The 16,438-nt window shown below is 45.7% G+C and carries 13 protein-coding genes; 11 read left to right on the top strand and 2 right to left on the bottom strand.

All coding sequences use genetic code 11. The features are described from left to right. The first annotated feature begins 38 nt into the window (after positions 1-38). From FIV04_RS16090 to FIV04_RS16065, 6 genes are all read left to right on the top strand, one after another. Entirely contained in the window at positions 39-1,466 is a 1,428-nt protein-coding gene (locus FIV04_RS16090; protein ID WP_253895572.1) for a TolC family protein, read from the top strand. Positions 1,467-1,475: 9 nt separating this feature from the next. Then, on the top strand, positions 1,476-3,188 hold the full coding sequence (locus FIV04_RS16085) for an efflux RND transporter periplasmic adaptor subunit (RefSeq protein ID WP_152469706.1): 1,713 nt from the start codon (positions 1,476-1,478) through the stop codon (positions 3,186-3,188). A 2-nt stretch (positions 3,189-3,190) separates the two neighbouring features. Beyond that, a complete protein-coding gene (locus FIV04_RS16080) occupies positions 3,191-6,310 on the top strand; it encodes an efflux RND transporter permease subunit (protein WP_152469705.1) in 3,120 nt (1,039 codons plus the stop codon). Positions 6,311-6,382: 72 nt separating this feature from the next. Then, complete coding sequence (locus tag FIV04_RS16075; RefSeq protein ID WP_152469704.1) at positions 6,383-6,925, top strand: copper-binding protein; 543 nt, start codon at positions 6,383-6,385, stop codon at positions 6,923-6,925. Positions 6,926-7,040: 115 nt separating this feature from the next. Further along, the gene (locus tag FIV04_RS16070; RefSeq protein ID WP_152470647.1) at positions 7,041-8,045 is read left to right on the top strand and encodes a helix-turn-helix transcriptional regulator; all 1,005 of its coding nucleotides are present in this window, start codon (positions 7,041-7,043) and stop codon (positions 8,043-8,045) included. Between the two features lie 304 nt (positions 8,046-8,349). Then, a complete protein-coding gene (locus FIV04_RS16065; protein ID WP_152469703.1) occupies positions 8,350-9,354 on the top strand; it encodes a Solitary outer membrane autotransporter beta-barrel domain in 1,005 nt (334 codons plus the stop codon). 139 nt (positions 9,355-9,493) lie between these two features. Here the strand turns inward: FIV04_RS16065 and FIV04_RS16060 are convergent, their stop codons facing one another. Continuing rightward, positions 9,494-10,495 (bottom strand): AraC family transcriptional regulator, encoded by a 1,002-nt coding sequence (locus tag FIV04_RS16060; protein ID WP_152469702.1) that lies wholly within the window; start codon positions 10,493-10,495, stop codon positions 9,494-9,496. 182 nt (positions 10,496-10,677) lie between these two features. Here FIV04_RS16060 and FIV04_RS16055 point away from each other — a divergent pair, with 182 nt between their 5' ends. The 4 genes from FIV04_RS16055 to FIV04_RS16040 are packed head-to-tail and all read left to right on the top strand — an operon-like array spanning position 10,678 to position 14,595. Then, positions 10,678-11,799 (top strand): HlyD family secretion protein, encoded by a 1,122-nt coding sequence (locus tag FIV04_RS16055; protein ID WP_152469701.1) that lies wholly within the window; start codon positions 10,678-10,680, stop codon positions 11,797-11,799. Then, positions 11,789-12,808 carry a DUF2955 domain-containing protein gene (locus FIV04_RS16050; protein ID WP_152469700.1) on the top strand — a complete coding sequence of 340 codons (1,020 nt, stop codon included), beginning with the start codon at positions 11,789-11,791 and terminating at the stop codon, positions 12,806-12,808. The genes FIV04_RS16055 and FIV04_RS16050 overlap by 11 nt, the downstream gene beginning before the upstream one ends. 23 nt (positions 12,809-12,831) lie before the next feature. After that, positions 12,832-13,929, top strand: coding sequence for an AI-2E family transporter (locus FIV04_RS16045; RefSeq protein ID WP_152469699.1), 1,098 nt, complete (start codon positions 12,832-12,834; stop codon positions 13,927-13,929). Beyond that, positions 13,930-14,595, top strand: coding sequence for a potassium channel family protein (locus FIV04_RS16040; protein ID WP_150896622.1), 666 nt, complete (start codon positions 13,930-13,932; stop codon positions 14,593-14,595). It abuts the gene before it with no gap. 91 nt (positions 14,596-14,686) lie between these two features. Here FIV04_RS16040 and FIV04_RS16035 read toward each other — a convergent pair whose 3' ends face one another. Next, the gene (locus tag FIV04_RS16035; protein WP_152470646.1) at positions 14,687-15,226 is read right to left on the bottom strand and encodes a DUF3332 domain-containing protein; all 540 of its coding nucleotides are present in this window, start codon (positions 15,224-15,226) and stop codon (positions 14,687-14,689) included. 612 nt (positions 15,227-15,838) lie between these two features. Here FIV04_RS16035 and FIV04_RS16030 point away from each other — a divergent pair. Beyond that, entirely contained in the window at positions 15,839-16,432 is a 594-nt protein-coding gene (locus FIV04_RS16030) for a hypothetical protein (RefSeq protein WP_152469698.1), read from the top strand. Positions 16,433-16,438: the final 6 nt, after the last annotated feature.

Raw genomic sequence — 16,438 nt, 5'->3', positions numbered from 1 at the left:
TTCTTGTGAATATTGAATCGAGATGGTTGGTGCTTCCGATGTGCACCAGCCTGATAGCGATGCCTGCATTTGTGATGGCAGCATCGTCAAATGAGGCAGTGACCTCTACAAACGGAAGTCGTGCTGTTGTTGCTAGCGAAGTAGAGACTCTACAAGCCCATGAACGCCAGTTAGCACTGCTTATTGACCAAGCTTTGCAGCGGGATAGCGGTCGTCAGCAAATCATCGCTCAATCTCAAGCGACTCGTCATGCGGGCATCGCTTCAGCCACCCTCAGTGATCCAAAACTAAAAGTGGGTTTTGGCGGACTTCCTGTCGATAGTTTTAAGTTCGACGGAGATCCAATGACCAATATTTCTGTTGGGTTAATGCAGCAGTTTGAACGTGGTTCGACGTTGGATTTAAAGGAGCGCCAGTCTAGCCAGCAAGCAGATGGTATTGACTTGCAAGTTGCCGTTCGAGAGAGAGAAATTACCAACACTATTACCACACTATGGTTGGAGCTGGGTTATCAACAAGCCGCACGTTCAACTTTGTTAGAAACGCGCCGTCTAATGGTAGAGCTTGAGCGTTTTATTGAGACCAATTATGGGATAGGTAACAGCGAAGCTCAGGATCTGCTCAACGCTCAACTGAATGTCGCTAAGTTTGATGAAAAGCTGCAAGCTAATCAGCAGCAACAGCGTCGAATTATCGCTCAGCTTTCTGAGTGGTTAGGTTCAGACTGGTTGACTTCATCACAGGCGAATTTTGCTGAAGATGGGTCACAATCAGACGCACAACCTCAATCTATTCAGGCCAGTAACGCATTGAGCTGGCAAGCGTTAGAAGGTCAGTTGAAGTCTTATCTTGGTCAATCCCAATACTACGCTTTATTGCAATCACACCCAATGGTTCGTGCTGCTGATACGGCTATCACTGTCAACGAAACGCAAGTCGAGATTGCAGAGCAAGCGTATCTACCTCAGTTCGGTGTCGAGGTGATGTACGCCTATCGTCAAGCCGACAATATGCAGGGTAATCCGGCGTCAGATCTGGTCAGTGCTTATGTGACCATGGATATCCCGCTATTCACGGGTAATCGTCAAGACAAGAGTGTTGAAGCTGCTCAGTACCAAGTGGGTTCTGCCCGTGCTCAGAAAGAGACGCTTCTTAGTCAAATGAACGCCAAAGTAAACGCGCTTTTAGTGGATAGAGACAACCTATCTCAGCGTATCGAACGTTATCAAAACAGCTTTATTCCTCAAGCTAATGCAACCACAAAGGCCGTTGAACGCGGTTATCAAAATAACACTGCGCAATTTAATGACGTGATCACTGCTATGACTAACGCGCTCAATATCGAGCTAGAACAGCAGAGATTAATCACCGATTTAAACATAGTTAACAGTCAATTGGCTGCGCTTGTTGGTGGCTCATATCACCAGCCTTCTCAATCATCAAAGACAACGCCACAAGCGCAATAAGGAAACATCATGAAATCATTTACAGTCGCAAGTATTGCTCTTGTCGTTGGCGCAGCAATCGGTGTTGGCGCGAGTCAATTTTTCCCGATGAACCACACTGCTATGAGTGGAGAAGTGTCAGAAAAAAGCGCAGATGAACCGCTTTATTGGGTTGCTCCGATGGATCCGAACTATCAACGAGACCAGCCGGGTAAGTCACCTATGGGGATGGACTTGGTTCCTGTTTATGCTGATGACTTGGCAGGAAAAAAAGATAAACCGGGGACGGTCACTATTGCCCCTTCAGTGGAGAACAACCTTGGGGTAAAAACCGAATCCGTGATGTTAGAACCTTTGACGCCAAAAATAGAGACGGTGGGCTACGTTGCCTTTGATGAAAGTCGTCTATGGCAGACCAACGTCCGTGCGGCGGGGTGGGTTCAAGACCTATTTATTAATGCGGTAGGTGAAACTGTATCCAAGGGTGAAGTGCTGTTTACACTCTATTCTCCAGAGTTAGTTAAGGCACAAGAAGAGCTGTTGAGCGCTTATAAAACAGGTCGTAAAGGTATGATCTTAGGTGCTAAGGAACGATTGGTCTCTTTAGGAGTTGATAAACAGCAAATCAATCAAATTGTGAGACGTGGCAAAGCATCGCAAACCATAGAGATAAAAGCGCCAGCCGATGGGGTTATCGCAACCTTAAATATTCGTGAGGGTGGTTACCTTTCTCCTGCTCAAGCGGTCATTAGCGCCGGCCCGCTGGAAGAAGTTTGGGTTGATGCCGAGGTGTTTGAACGTCAAGCACACTGGATTTCACAAGGCACTGCAGCTTCGATGACGTTAGACGCGGTTCCGGGTGGCGAGTGGAGCGGTCGTGTGGATTACGTTTACCCAATCCTAGATCCAACCACTCGAACACTGCGAGTGCGTCTTAAGTTTCCCAATCCTGATGGTGAGCTGAAGCCGAATATGTTCTCGAACATCACGCTCAAACCAGAAAGTGACGATCAAGTTCTAACAGTAGCTCGTTCATCGGTGATTCACTCGGGTGGTATGACGCGAGTGGTGTTGTCTGAAGGTGATGGCAAATATCGCTCACATCGTATTCGTGTAGGGCGTGAAGCAGGCGATCGTGTCGAAGTGCTTGAAGGTCTCGAACAGGGTGTGAGCGTCGTTACTTCTGCTCACTTCATGTTGGATTCGGAGTCTAGCCAAACGGCAGACTTGTCTCGAATCTCTTCAGTCAATGAAGAGCCAATGCAGATGAGCGATTCCGTGTGGGCAAAAGGCAGTATCACAAATCTGATGGTGGGGCATCGCATGGCAACCATTGAGCATCAACCGGTTCCCGAGTGGGATTGGCCAGGAATGGTAATGGACTTTACCTTCTCTGATGAGGTTGATTTATCTGGCTTAGCGAACGGTCAGGCGATCGATTTTAAAATGGAGAAGACGGATTCAGGACAATTCCAAGTCACCGAAGTGAGCCAAAGTGATAACACAATGGCGACGGAAGTCTGGGTCGAAGGCGATATCACCATGCTGATGGCAGATTTTGGCATGATCACAGTGAATCACCAAGCTGTTGATGAGTGGCAGTGGCAAGCCGGAGAGATGAATTTCACCGCGAGCGATGACATTCCACTTGATGATTACAAAGAGCGACAAAAAGTACGCTTCCTCGTGGTGAAATCTGGCACGGATTACGTGTTGAAGAAAATTGAGTCGGCTGAGGAGTAGTGATGATTAATGCAATTATTCGCTGGTCGATCAGCAATCGATTCTTGGTGCTTGTCGCCACTATCGCTCTGACTTTAGGTGGCCTCTACAGTGTGAAGAATACGCCTGTCGATGCCATTCCGGATCTTTCTGATGTGCAAGTTATCATCAAAACCAGCTATCCGGGACAAGCGCCGCAAGTGGTAGAAGATCAGGTGACCTATCCGCTTACTACAGCAATGCTCGCAGTACCTGGTGCTGAAACCGTTAGAGGCTATTCGTTCTTTGGTGATTCGTACGTTTATATCATTTTCAACGATGACACTGACATGTATTGGGCACGTTCAAGGGTATTGGAATATCTCAGCCAAGTCGCGCCTAAGCTGCCAACCAGTGCTAAACCAACACTTGGCCCAGACGCGACCGGTGTGGGCTGGATCTACAGTTACGTTCTACAAGACAAAACTGGTCAGCATGATCTGGCGGAACTTCGTAGCCTTCAAGACTGGTTCTTAAAGTATGAGCTGCAAACCGTCAATGGTGTGTCTGAAGTCGCGACAGTCGGTGGCATGGTTAAGCAGTATCAAGTGCAAATTGATCCCGCTAAATTGCGTGCCTACGACCTAACACTGAAGCAGGTCAACAATGCTATTCAAAGCGGTAACCAAGAAACAGGTGCATCAGTTATTGAAGTGGCAGAAGCTGAGCATATGGTGCGCACGTCGGGCTATTTGAGTGGTATTGACGATCTCAAAGCACTGCCTTTGAAAGTGACCGCTAAAGGTACACCGTTATTACTTGGTGATATTGCTGATGTGAATCTTGGCCCTCAGATGCGTCGCGGTATCTCAGAGCTTAATGGTGAAGGTGAAGCCGTTGGCGGAGTCATCGTTATGCGCTTTGGTGAGAACGCCAGTGAGGTGATCGCGGAGGTAAAAATAAAGCTTGATGAGTTACAACGCAGCTTGCCGGATGGGGTTGAGATTGTTGCGACCTATGACCGATCAACCTTGATTGACTCAGCAGTAGAAAACCTTTGGCAAAAGCTTGCTGAAGAGTTCTTAGTGGTCGCGATTGTGTGCGCGTTATTCCTATTCCATATTCGCTCATCATTAGTCATCGCACTGAGCCTTCCAGTTGGTATTTTGTCGGCATTCATCGTGATGCACTGGCAAGGAATCAACGCCAACATCATGTCTCTAGGCGGGATCGCAATTGCTATCGGGGCTATGGTTGATGGCGCGATCGTGATGATTGAGAACGTGCATAAACACATTGAGCGCACTCCGCTGAATGATAACAATCGTTGGCAGGTGATAGGTAAAGCTGCTGAAGAAGTGGGGGCACCGCTTTTCTTCTCGCTTCTTATTATTACGTTGAGCTTTGTGCCTGTGTTCGCATTGGAAGGGCAAGAGGGCAAGATGTTCTCACCGTTGGCGTTCACTAAAACGTATGCGATGGCGGCGTCTGCGGGCTTGGCGATCACCTTAGTTCCTGTGCTTATGGGTTACTTCATTCGTGGCAAGGTGCTTCCTGAGCATAAGAATCCAATCAATAAAGGCTTGGTTGGACTGTATCGCCCATTGCTTAACCTAAGCTTGCGTTTCCCGAAAACGATCATTCTGTTCGCACTGGCTTTGATGGCATCTGCGTATTACCCAACCAGTAAGCTAGGCAGCGAGTTCATTCCACCGCTGGATGAAGGCGATTTGATGTACATGCCGACGACCTATCCGGGTATCTCGATAGGTAAAGCGCGTGAATTACTCCAACAAACCAATAAGTTGATTAAAACCATTCCTGAAGTAGAAACGGTGTGGGGCAAGATCGGCAGGGCAGAAACAGCGACCGATCCCGCGCCACTAACCATGATTGAGACGGTGATTCAGTTTAAACCGAAAGACACCTGGCGTGACGGTGTCACACCGGAGTCGCTGCGTGATGAACTCAATAACCTGATTCAGTTCCCGGGCCTAACCAATGCTTGGGTTATGCCAATCAAAACTCGTATCGATATGTTGGCGACAGGGATTAAGACTCCAATCGGGATCAAGATTGCAGGACCTGATCTGAAAGTTATCGAGAAGATAGGGGCAGATATTGAACCTATTCTTAATGACTTACCGGGAACTGCGTCTGTCTATGCGGAGCGTGTAGCTGGTGGTCGTTATGTCACTATCGACATTGATCGCCGAGCTGCTGCGCGTTATGGCCTAAACATCGCTGAGATACAGCAAGTGATATCAACAGCAGTAGGTGGGATGAATGTCGGTGAGACGGTAGAAGGTTTAGAGCGTTATCCGATTAATGTTCGTTACCCGCAAGAGTATCGTGATTCGGTGATCAAGTTGCAAAACCTGCCTCTGATAACAGCGAATGGTGCACGCATCGCGTTAGCCGATGTCGCTGACGTGCGTTACGAAGATGGTCCGCCAATGATCAAAACGGAAAATGCGCGTCCAAACGGTTGGGCATTTGTTGATATTGAAGGGCGTGACTTAGGAACTTATGTCGAAAACGCCAAGCGTGCGGTGGCAGAACATCTAGAGCTTCCTGCTGGTTATTCGTTGGCTTGGTCTGGCCAATACGAATACATGGAGCGAGCTAAGGAGCGCTTGAGCATTGTTGTGCCAATCACCATTGCAATCATCATGCTCTTACTTTACTTGAGCTTCCGACGTGTTGGAGAAGTCATGGTGATCATGCTGACTTTACCGCTCGCGATGGTTGGCGGGGTGTGGTTGATGCATTACCTCGGTTACAACTTTTCGATAGCCGTAGGCGTTGGCTTTATTGCCTTGGCCGGCGTTGCAGTGGAGATCGGAGTGATTATGTTGGTGTACCTCAACCAAGCGTGGAACTTCAAAAAACAAGACCACGAGAATGCGCACACACCGCTGCAGCACAAGGATCTGCTGGATGCGATTCGTGAAGGTGCTGGCTTACGAGTTCGTCCGGTGATGATGACGGTCCTGACGGTAATCATTGGTTTGATTCCAATTATGTACGGGCAGGGTACAGGCTCAGAAGTCATGCAGAGAATTGCAGCCCCTATGATTGGAGGCATGGCATCAGCATTACTTCTGACGCTGCTGGTGATCCCCGCCATTTTCGTTTTGTGGAAACAGCGAGATCTGAAATAGATTCTCTCTAGGTTATTGAATTAAATGACCCAATGAGACTTTCGCTGGGTCAAAACAACATTAGGAATTATTATGAAAAAGACAATTATCGCGTTGAGCTTAGCTCTATTTACTTCTTCTGCTTTTGCGCAGATGGACCACTCTAAAATGGACCATGGAAAGATGGATCACAGCTCGATGAGTCATGAAATGATGGACCATTCCACTATGGATCATTCGAGTATGATGGGAATGCAACTTACATCCAGTGTAGGGATGCCAGCTAATGGCGCTAAGCCAGACAAAGTGGTTCATGTGATCCTCGATGACGATAAAATCATCACTTTCAAAAAAGAAGTTAAGATCGAGCCAAACGATGTGGTGCAATTTGTGGTAATGAATGCGGGCAATGAGTCTCATGAATTCTCGATTGGTAGCAAAGAAGAACTAGAGAGTCACCGCAAAATGATGGCAGCAATGGCGGGCATGGAACATGACACCAAGAACTCTATTGTCGTAGAACCCAAAAAGGCCCGTCAGTTTATGTGGCACTTCCACGGTGACAATAACGTTGAATTCGCGTGTAACTTTAAAGGGCACGCTGAAGCCGGCATGACGAAATCAATTAAGCTATAAATTGAGATTCGTCAGGCAGAAATGGATTGGGTCGCATATAGCGGCCCTTTTTTTGATTAGAATAATATAGAACCCATTGTGAAAGGACCCATTAATGGCGGAGCAGAGTAATTCGATTGCCATCGTCAATGCCGATGATGTGGAGTGGTTTGTTGAACTGCTGCAGCAGTTTGACCAAGACATTTATTTCTTACTGCGAGAAGCGAAGATCCCTAACGATATTTTTACTCATGAACGTGACTATCAGCACCTTCCTGAAACCGCGTTTAAGAACGTGCTTGAGTTGATGGAGCAGTCTGCATCCAGAGAAGAATTAACGCTCTTGCTATGGAGTTTCTGTAAGCAAGTCTATGTCCCTAAGTTTTTGGCCCAGTTATCTGAACGGACTTCGCTGAAAGCCGCTTTAGATGAATTCGCTGAGCAGCTTAAAGCTCGTTCCACGGGGGCCAATATTTACACCAAGCAGTCCGGCGGAAAATGGTGGTTGGTGCGCGAAAAACCTTTTTCTGACGCGCCATGGTTTAAGCTGTCAGAGTTATTCTCGGTCATATTTATTAATGAGTTACTTCTGAGTCTGACTCAAGGTAAGTGGCGTGCAACTGAGGTAGGGATCCAAAGTAGTGATTTAGAGTATTTTCAATCATTACCTGAGATGGCAGAGGCTCAGTTTTTTATCGGTCGTCCGGTCACGGCATTTGAAATTCCTGACTCACTTATGCAATCGCCTATCGTCTTAGCTCGAAATTTGAGTATGAAGGCTGAGAATTTTCAACAACCCATTAAGCAAATCGGTGGCGTTCACTCATTTGTTAGCTCGTTTCAGTTAGCGATTAAGCCCTATTTGTCTATGGGTAAACTGCCGATTAGTCTTGCCTCTGAGATCCTCAACATCAACGTGAGGACAATCCAACGGCGTTTGGAAAAAGAGGGAGTGATTTACAAAGCCCTGATAGAAGAGATGGTGCTAGAGCAGACACTATTTTTACTTGAGCACTCTGATTTATCAATTACAGATATCGGCGCCAAAATGGGTTACTCAGATTCTTCACACTTCACTCGCGCCTTTAAACGTCAAATGAAAATGACACCCAGACAGTATCGTAAAGAGCGCAAGGTCTAGAAGACACAGTTTGTCTTTACCGCAGTCTCATCTTAAATCGATGGCATAAAATGGTAAGTAAGTGGTTTGGGGATACGCCAAGATGGAATTTCATTCATTATTTGAAATCCTATCAACGACGGAGGACTGACCATGATCATTCACTATCGAGTACAAGATGTTGAGGAGCTTTATGGGGCAATCGATCTTGCGAGTTTTTTACAGCTCGCCTTGCGAGGTGCTCGATTCCCAACTTTAACCCTCTGATTGAAATAGCGAATTTTCCAATTACACTTGAAGCATAAGTTTGAATGGAGTCAACTTAATGCTTTCACCCCAATTCCTCAAGTCCCCCACGACTGGTGTACTTTTAACAGGTCTTATTTCGTCCAGTGTTTATTCCTCTAATGAGGCGATTCAGAACCGTTTGGAGAAGATTTTTGCAGCGTCTATCGCGCTCACCGATAGCGATGCTGTTTCGATTGGTTTTGTAGACTTTGACCCTAATTCGTTTATTAACCTCAACGACAGTGGCTTTGGTTCTGATAAAACCGTTGATACTCGAAGCCAAGTCAGCGTGGGCTCAATTCCTTACTCATCTTTGATAAACACCGAAGACCCTGATGTTGATCTGATTTGGTCGGTACGTGGCTCGTACGCGTTATCTGAGCAGGACATTGAGGTTTCATCGGATGTGACTAATGATCGTCGTGTGAACCCAAATAAAGATTCGGTGTTTGGTTTGTATGGCTTTTTCGGGGTGAGAAATCAGTTAGACCAACATTGGTCTGTCGCTTATGGGCTGGGCTCTCATTTGCTCTATTACCGCAACAAATATGAATACAACAACAGCTATTCCCAAGCATTTCAGCCTGTGCTTGATGGTTACGCGCTGAATACGTCGGCATGGGCCTTGATAGGTGAACCGTCAGTTAAGCTCAAATACCTTCAAAAGAAAGAGTGGGGCAGTTGGAATATTTCGTCACGAGCGCGTTATTTTTATGGAACGGGTTGGGGAGAAGCAAACGATGGTGACATCGGTAACCCAGAGGGCCTAAGGTTTATTAATGAACTCGAGTTTAGGCAGAATGTAGCGCTAGACGCTTGGTCATTAAAGAATCCTCAGATCCACTACAACTTTAGAAGAATCGATGTAGCTGGAGATCTGACCGAACCACTCGATACACACTACTACTACGAGTTTGGTGCTGGTTTAGTGTTTGATATGCCATACGACTCTTATTTCTTTGATAACTTCGGCGTAGGCATCAACTTCAACTATGGCAGCTCTTTGAGTGGTGGTAGCTTACTTTTCCTACTTAACAACTAATATTGTCTACCTTTCAAATCGTTGACTTCGCTGCAAGAAGATCATACGTCACTCTCTAAATTTCGATATGGCGTGAAATGGTAAAAGTCATTGTGAAAAATAGTCACAATAGCCCAACGCACTCAATGGCTTAGTTCTTCTATCGAGTAGATGAAATAGACCGCTGGTAAATTTTAGGCGTTAGCCCTGATACACGTTTAAAGGCTCTCGAAAAGTGCGAAATATTGGTGTAGCCAAGTTGGCTGGAAATGTAGGTTAGCGTATGACCTTCTTCCATCAGTTCGCATGCTACTGAAAACATTAGATTCTCTTTTATTTTGCGAAAAGAGGTGTTCTCTTGTTTAAGTTTTCTTTGGAAAGTTCGCACCGAAAAGTTAAGCAATTGAGCGGCATCTTCGATGGATAGATCTTGCTCTTTCATGTACGGCTTAAGTAGCTCGTAGATACTATCAGTAAAGCTGGTGTGCCACTCCACAAGGGCAGGCTTGGGGCTTAGGTCTTTACTAGTAAGCTGAATTGGCAATATCAAGATATCGCTTGGGATCATCACCGCTGTCATGCCTTGTTCTATAAAGAGTTGGCAACGGCTGGTAGTGATAGTACTGATGACATCTGTTTCTCTACCTTGAAGTCGGATTTTATCTGGCTGCCACTGATTGTTTGAGAGAATCGTAATGAGCTCAATGATGTAGATGATGGCAAAAGCCTCGCCCCATTGAAACATCGTTGAATCCTCGTCCGGAGCCTGACGGCAGAACCAAACTTGGCCATGTTCTTGTACTAAAGAGACGCGGCTCCCTGGCGAGTCGTTGGAGAAAATTTGATTGATGTGTTGAAGCGCGTCGCCAATGGTTTGGTAATCGACAAACTGATGCAAGACATGTGGGATGATGCGGCGTCGAAATGCTAGCCCAAGCAGGTCAGTAAACTTTGAAACCCCAAGTTGAGCGGAAGTCAGGTAAATCAAGCGTTTAATGGACTCTGAGGGCACAAAATCACTGTCGGACTGGATTAGATCGGGAGGAAGACCAGAGTCTTTCAGCAACTGATGCAAGTCGAGTCCATAGTCGCTAAACATCTGCACTAAGATCTTCGCATAATTGGTTTGTATTACAGGAACTTGATACTTGGTTTCTGCCATCACGAAACAATCCTTTGTGTGTTTTTGCAATAGACGTGCGTGTATTGGCAATAAATTAGACGCATCTATCAGTTACAGAGTGCCATCAGATAAATTTAACTGCAATTTCTTGAGTTTTCCACGAGTACGCTTATTTTTAAAGTATTAATTTTGTTGATGTTACCTAGATGAAAGGGAGTGGTATGTCTGAAACTAAAGAGTCGGAATCATCTGCAAACAGTGAATCCACACCTCAAGTAAATAAAAAAGATAAAGTCAGGAAGGTGACCAACTATTTGTTGTTGTTTGTTGCTGCTATGCTGATTTTTAGTGTTATATCAGATCGTGTTATTCCAATTACTGACAACGCCCGCGTTAAAGGTTACATCGTTCCTATCAAGCCAGAAGTCTCTGGCAAAGTCCTAGATATCCGAGTTCAACCAAACCAATTGGTGGAGCAGGGTGACGTGCTAGCAGTATTGGATGATTCTGATTATCGGATTGCTGTGGCGCAAGCAGAGCAAAACCTAGAAATTGCTGGACAGAACGTGGGTGCTCAAACCGCCAATATCGCTTCTGCGCAGGCCAAACTGACTTCTGCGATTGTCGAAAGACAGAACACAGATCTACAAGCGAAACGCGTACTGGCAATGGCAGACAAAGGCGTGGTGTCAAAGTCTGACGCAGATAAGGCACGAGCAGCGGTTGCCACAGCGCGTGCAGCGGTATCCAATGCAGAGGCGGATCTAGAGCGCGCCAAGCAACAGATGGGTAAAGAGGGTGAAGAGAATAGCCAAGTTAAAGCGGCCTTATTAGCGCTTGAGCAAGCACAACTCAATCTAGAGAGAACCGTTATCACGGCACCAACCCAAGGTGGTGTTTCAAATTTCAGTTTGTCCGAGGGTTTCTATGCCTCTTCTGGTCAGCCAATCATGACCTTTGTTTCAACTCAGGATATCTGGATCGAAGCGTATTATCGTGAAAACAGCTTGGGCAATGTCACAGTCGGAGATGAGGTTGAAGTGGCCTTAGACTTCGCGCCGGGCAAGGTCATTAAAGGAAAAGTGACGAGTATTGACTGGGGTGTTGATTGGGGGAAAAACGATCAAGCGGGTAAGCTTGCTCAAGCGAATCAACAGACAGGTTGGTTACGACAAACCCAGATGTTACCTATCACCATCGAGTTTGAACGCAATGATGTGTCGGGTTTACTTCGGGTGGGCGGCCAAGCGGATGTGATAGTCTATAGCGGCGATAACTTCATCTTTAATGCAATTGGCAAACTCTGGATTCGTTTCATCAGCGTGCTTTCTTATGTCAGATAACGTCATCTTAGATGAACAGGTACAGCGACGAATTTTGCGTTTCACAGTAGGCGTAACCATATCGGTTTTTATTGCAGCATGGATCAATTGGCCCTTGGCATTCGTAGCTCCCGTGTTCACTGCAAAGTTCTTGATTGATAAGCCAACTCTACATAAAGAGACGGTTTACGAGCTGCTACTTGCATTGGTCGCAACCATGGTATTAGGTTTGTTGCTCTCAAGAGGAATTACCCAGTATCCGATCCCACTATTGGTATTGGTTGGTTTGATGATGCTTTGGGGTTACTACTTGTTTGTCGATCCCAAGTGGAATTTATTCGCGACCATTTTGCTGATCGCCGTACTGATGTTGCCGTTTATGGCGATATCTAATCCGGGAGTCTCTGTACTTTTGGCATCAGGATTAGCGACGTCTGGCGTAGTATCGGTGCTGATTTTTGCGTTGGTTCATATCTATTTCCCTGAACCAAAATCCGACTTCTCAGGTTTTGCGGCGCCGCCTCTTGATCGCCAACAGCGTTGGTATGCTGCGTTTAGAGCGATGATCATCTCTTATCCAGTGGTTTGCTTCTTCTTCATTTTTCAAATCTCTGAAGCATTGTTGACTATGATGTTTATTGCGCTTCTCTCTTTGATGATCACGGCAGAGAAGTCAGTGAAACTGAGCGCCTTCTTGGTGATCAGTAATGGCATTGGCGGGCTACTGGCTATTGCAGCGTTCTCTATTCTCGCCATCGTGCCTAACATTGTTTTTTATTCGCTGTTTATTGGTTTAGTGGCGATCTTTATGGCTCGGAAAATCTATACCGTGCCAGAGAAAGCCCCGATATTTGCGACAGCGTTTAGTACCTTACTTGTTCTTATTGGCAGTACCTTGATGAGCTCAGGTGACATTGATAGCAACACACTGATACGCATTGTTCAATTGGTGATGATCGGTGTTTATATGATTTTGGCTTCCCTATTTCTTGAGACCCGGAATTGGAAGTTTCTGCAAAATCAGCCTTAATTTTTAGTGAACAAGGATGTTTTATGAAGTTAACTGACGACTTTTCTAAACAAGCGATTGATGCTGCGATAAAAATTGCCGCTGTAGCGATCCTTGTGTATTGGTGTTTCTCAATTCTACGTCCTTTTATTCTGCTGGTGGTGTGGGGAGCGATCATTGCGACAGCGCTCTATCCTGTAGCGGTGGCGATTTCAAACAAAACTGGAATGTCTAAAGGTAAAGCCAGTGGACTGTTGAGTTTTGTTGGTGTGTTGCTGCTCCTGATCCCTCTTATCGCTTTGTCCTCAGGCATCTATACCAGTGCATCTGACCTAATGAGTGGTCTTCAAGATGGGACATTGTCCGTCCCTAAGCCTAAACAGTCTTTGCAAGAGATCCCTCTTGTGGGTGAAAAGATCTATGGCGCGTTAGTCTACGCATCAACCAACATTGAAGGCGCTTTTGTTAAATATGCGGATGAGATAAAACAGTTCGCATCAAAAGCAGCCTCGATTCTTGGATCTCTGGGTGGTGGTTTTGTTCAGTTTATTATCTCTACCATCATTGCGGGCGCATTTATGAGTAATGCTGATAAGTGCCAAGTGGGTTTGACGCATTTGGTCGCACGCCTAACTGATGGTCGAGGAGAAGAGCTCGTTAAGCTCTCTAAAGTAACGGTGCGCAGCGTGGTTCAGGGCGTTATTGGGGTTGCTTTGATTCAGTCAGTTATGTCTGCAATTGGTTTAGTGATTGCTGGTGTTCCTGCCGCTGCTTTCTGGGCTTTAGCGGTGCTGTTAATTGCGATTATCCAACTGCCACCGATTCTGGCGCTACTCCCTGCGATTATCTACATGTTCAGTGTTGAGTCGACACTCGCGGCTAGCTTGTTCTTGGTTTGGTGTTTGATCGTTAGTGGTAGTGACGCGATTCTAAAGCCTGTTCTATTAAGCCGTGGTTCTCACATCCCTATGCTGGTTATCCTTCTTGGTGCACTAGGTGGGATGGCGATGTCGGGTATTGTAGGTTTGTTTGTGGGCGCAGTGGTACTGAGCTTAACCTATGAGCTGATGATGGTTTGGCTCAATTTGGAGCAAGAGGACCAGGTTAACCAACAAGACCAGAAAGAAAAAGAGGCAAGCTAAATGAAGCCAGTGTCGAAGGATGACAATTTTTACTTTCTGTTTTTTGCCTTGCTAGTGCTGTTCTTCGGCTGCGCCGTGATGCAGCAATTCTACCCTCAAGGGCAAAAGACAATTTTATTCCTAATAATCATGACATTGGCGGTTTCTATTGCAGGGATACATCAAGAGCGAGCACTGTATCGTTCTTGGTATGGGTTACTTTTGCTCACGGCGGGGGTATCTGGGGTATTCTCATTCTTTGAAGATTATAACCTCTCCATTGTCACTCTATTAGCGCTCGCTGCGTTTCTGTTCTCTCATATTTACTCGGCACTTAAACAGGTGATGCAGGCATCTAATGTCACCAAGAACCACATTATAGGTTCCATCTGTATCTACCTATTAATCGGTTTGGCTTGGGCAACCATCTATCTTCTGATCTTGGAGATTCTCCCCAACGCGTTTAACGGGTTAGAAGAGCGAGAGTGGCTGAGTAATTTGTTTAACGCGATGTACTTTAGCTTTATTACGCTTACGACCGTTGGTTATGGCGATATATCTCCGGCCCTTCCCGTTGCTCAGTTCTTCGTGTTTATGGAATCAATCATCGGAAGTTTCTATCTTGCTATCATGGTGGCAAGCTTGGTGAGCATTCGATTGAATCAAGGGCAGGATAGCCAAAATTAGCTAGCACTGGGAATAAACGAGAAAGGCCGTTGAGAGTGATGTGACTCTCAACGGCCTTTCTATTAATGTCTAATTAAACGTTTAAATCGGTTTATGAGTTACCTTTCTTCAGGGCTTCTAGCTCGCTAATGGTCGTTTGAGAAACGAGCTCACCATTCATGTAGTAACTGACTTCTTCACCCTCTCTAATACCCGTTAAGGTTGCACTTTCTCCTGTGTTGTACACGATATCCATCTGGATAGTGTTTTCATCAATCTGAATCATTTCGCCTGTTTCGATGGTGCGATTGTTAGACAGGGGTGCAACCGGAGCCTCTTTCAGGCTTGGGTCGAGTTCATCATTCACTTTGAAGTGTGTGTCTGCTTCCGTATCAAAGACGTGTGGCGCGCCACTGATAGGGTTTTTGCCAGTCCAGAACTCTAGTGAGTTGAACACCACGTAGTCGGCGGCGGTAGTGATACCGTAGACGGGGGCAAGTAAGAAGTTCACGCCTGCTCGAGCGTAGCGGTTATCTACAACTTCTACGTTGAATTTCATCACTTTCCCTGTGACAGCATTACTACCGATACAACCCGTTAGCGCCGAAGCTAAAACCGTGAGTCCTACAATCTTTAGTGCCATCTTTTTCATCTTAGTACCTGTATTATTGAATAAGTCTGTTTCGTTGGAACAGGTGTAGTATGGGCGATTTGTTTTGATGAGTTTTACCATTTAACGCCACCGGTTGGATAAACTTTCATCGCTTTGAACTCTACGAGACTATTAACCTGAGATGTGAAAAACGAAAAAGCGCTACCTTTTATCAGGTAGCGCTTTTTGAAATTTTGGTTGGGGTACTTAACGCGTTTAAGTCTATTTCATAACATACCGATAAGCCTTAATAGCGAGCCAACGAAAACATTTAAATAGAGTGGCGCTGGCTTTGATAGCAAACTTGGCTGTTGATGTGAGTAACTCAACTGTAACGATAACGCATTTGTGTAGATCGGATTCTTTGTAATCTGAGTATGTCATGGTGTTCTCTTATTTAGTTGGGAGACTCCTGTCTGCGATACAACCCTTGTGCACGTAATGTACAGAATTCAGAAGTTCAGGATTTACCATTTAATGCCACGAGTGCTTATTATCTCGTCACTTAAAGAGATATTTGGACTCATAAGAGGGACTCGCTCCAACAGCAAGAGTGAATGATGTTATGCTCGGCAGTCCGTTGAGAGTTAGAAGAGATTAAAAGGACAGAGAATGAGTAACCTTACACCTGAACAAGAGGCGGCTTTGGCGACATTTAAAGAGAACCTGCATTTACCAAATGGTGGTTTTCACACATTGATCACTGAGCTAGGTAAGGAGTACCAACTTCCTTTTCAAAAAGTGCGTTCTGTCGTTAAGCAGGCACAAAAGAACGTTGAGCGTCGCATTAAGTCTGATTTTGAGACAATTGACGCTGACGCACTTACCCAAGCGAGTTGGATCGCTGCAATAAGGCTAGAGCTTGAAGAGCTCGCTAAAGAGACAGAGTCTGTTATGGACAAGCTCAAGGCCAACCCAAAATACCTAAACGTTATTGCAGCGATTGAAGGTGCTATTTCAACTGAAGACGAACGTGACGAATGGATCGAACAGTTGATTCAAGTCTACGAAAAAGAGGTGCTGAAGCCGTTACTGGCGATGTTACGCACCACTAAGTTGTATTGGACGCTAATGCTAGTCGATGAAACCTGTAAGATGACGCCAGAACAGCGCGAGAAATTTGCGGATTATCCTCAACATATGGAAGCTGCTGAACACCTGTATGAACTTGACCAAAAGCTAAGAGTCAAAGCGTTGGCTGAATAAACAGCA

It is taken from the genome of Vibrio sp. THAF190c (genome assembly GCF_009363355.1).
GTDB lineage: Bacteria > Pseudomonadota > Gammaproteobacteria > Enterobacterales > Vibrionaceae > Vibrio > Vibrio fortis_A.
The sequence above is the reverse complement of the archived record's forward strand: the minus strand, read 5'-3'. Positions and strand labels throughout refer to the sequence as shown.

What these genes read in the sequence shown, in the direction of transcription:
- FIV04_RS16090 (WP_253895572.1), top strand. Translation starts at nt 39, where the DNA reads ATGTGCACCAGCCTGATAGCGATGCCTGCATTTGTGATGGCAGCATCG.
- FIV04_RS16085 (WP_152469706.1), top strand. Translation starts at nt 1,476, where the DNA reads ATGAAATCATTTACAGTCGCAAGTATTGCTCTTGTCGTTGGCGCAGCA.
- FIV04_RS16080 (WP_152469705.1), top strand. Translation starts at nt 3,191, where the DNA reads ATGATTAATGCAATTATTCGCTGGTCGATCAGCAATCGATTCTTGGTG.
- FIV04_RS16075 (WP_152469704.1), top strand. Translation starts at nt 6,383, where the DNA reads ATGAAAAAGACAATTATCGCGTTGAGCTTAGCTCTATTTACTTCTTCT.
- FIV04_RS16065 (WP_152469703.1), top strand. Translation starts at nt 8,350, where the DNA reads ATGCTTTCACCCCAATTCCTCAAGTCCCCCACGACTGGTGTACTTTTA.
- FIV04_RS16060 (WP_152469702.1), bottom strand. Translation starts at nt 10,495, where the DNA reads ATGGCAGAAACCAAGTATCAAGTTCCTGTAATACAAACCAATTATGCG.
- FIV04_RS16055 (WP_152469701.1), top strand. Translation starts at nt 10,678, where the DNA reads ATGTCTGAAACTAAAGAGTCGGAATCATCTGCAAACAGTGAATCCACA.
- FIV04_RS16050 (WP_152469700.1), top strand. Translation starts at nt 11,789, where the DNA reads ATGTCAGATAACGTCATCTTAGATGAACAGGTACAGCGACGAATTTTG.
- FIV04_RS16045 (WP_152469699.1), top strand. Translation starts at nt 12,832, where the DNA reads ATGAAGTTAACTGACGACTTTTCTAAACAAGCGATTGATGCTGCGATA.
- FIV04_RS16040 (WP_150896622.1), top strand. Translation starts at nt 13,930, where the DNA reads ATGAAGCCAGTGTCGAAGGATGACAATTTTTACTTTCTGTTTTTTGCC.
- FIV04_RS16035 (WP_152470646.1), bottom strand. Translation starts at nt 15,226, where the DNA reads ATGAAAAAGATGGCACTAAAGATTGTAGGACTCACGGTTTTAGCTTCG.
- FIV04_RS16030 (WP_152469698.1), top strand. Translation starts at nt 15,839, where the DNA reads ATGAGTAACCTTACACCTGAACAAGAGGCGGCTTTGGCGACATTTAAA.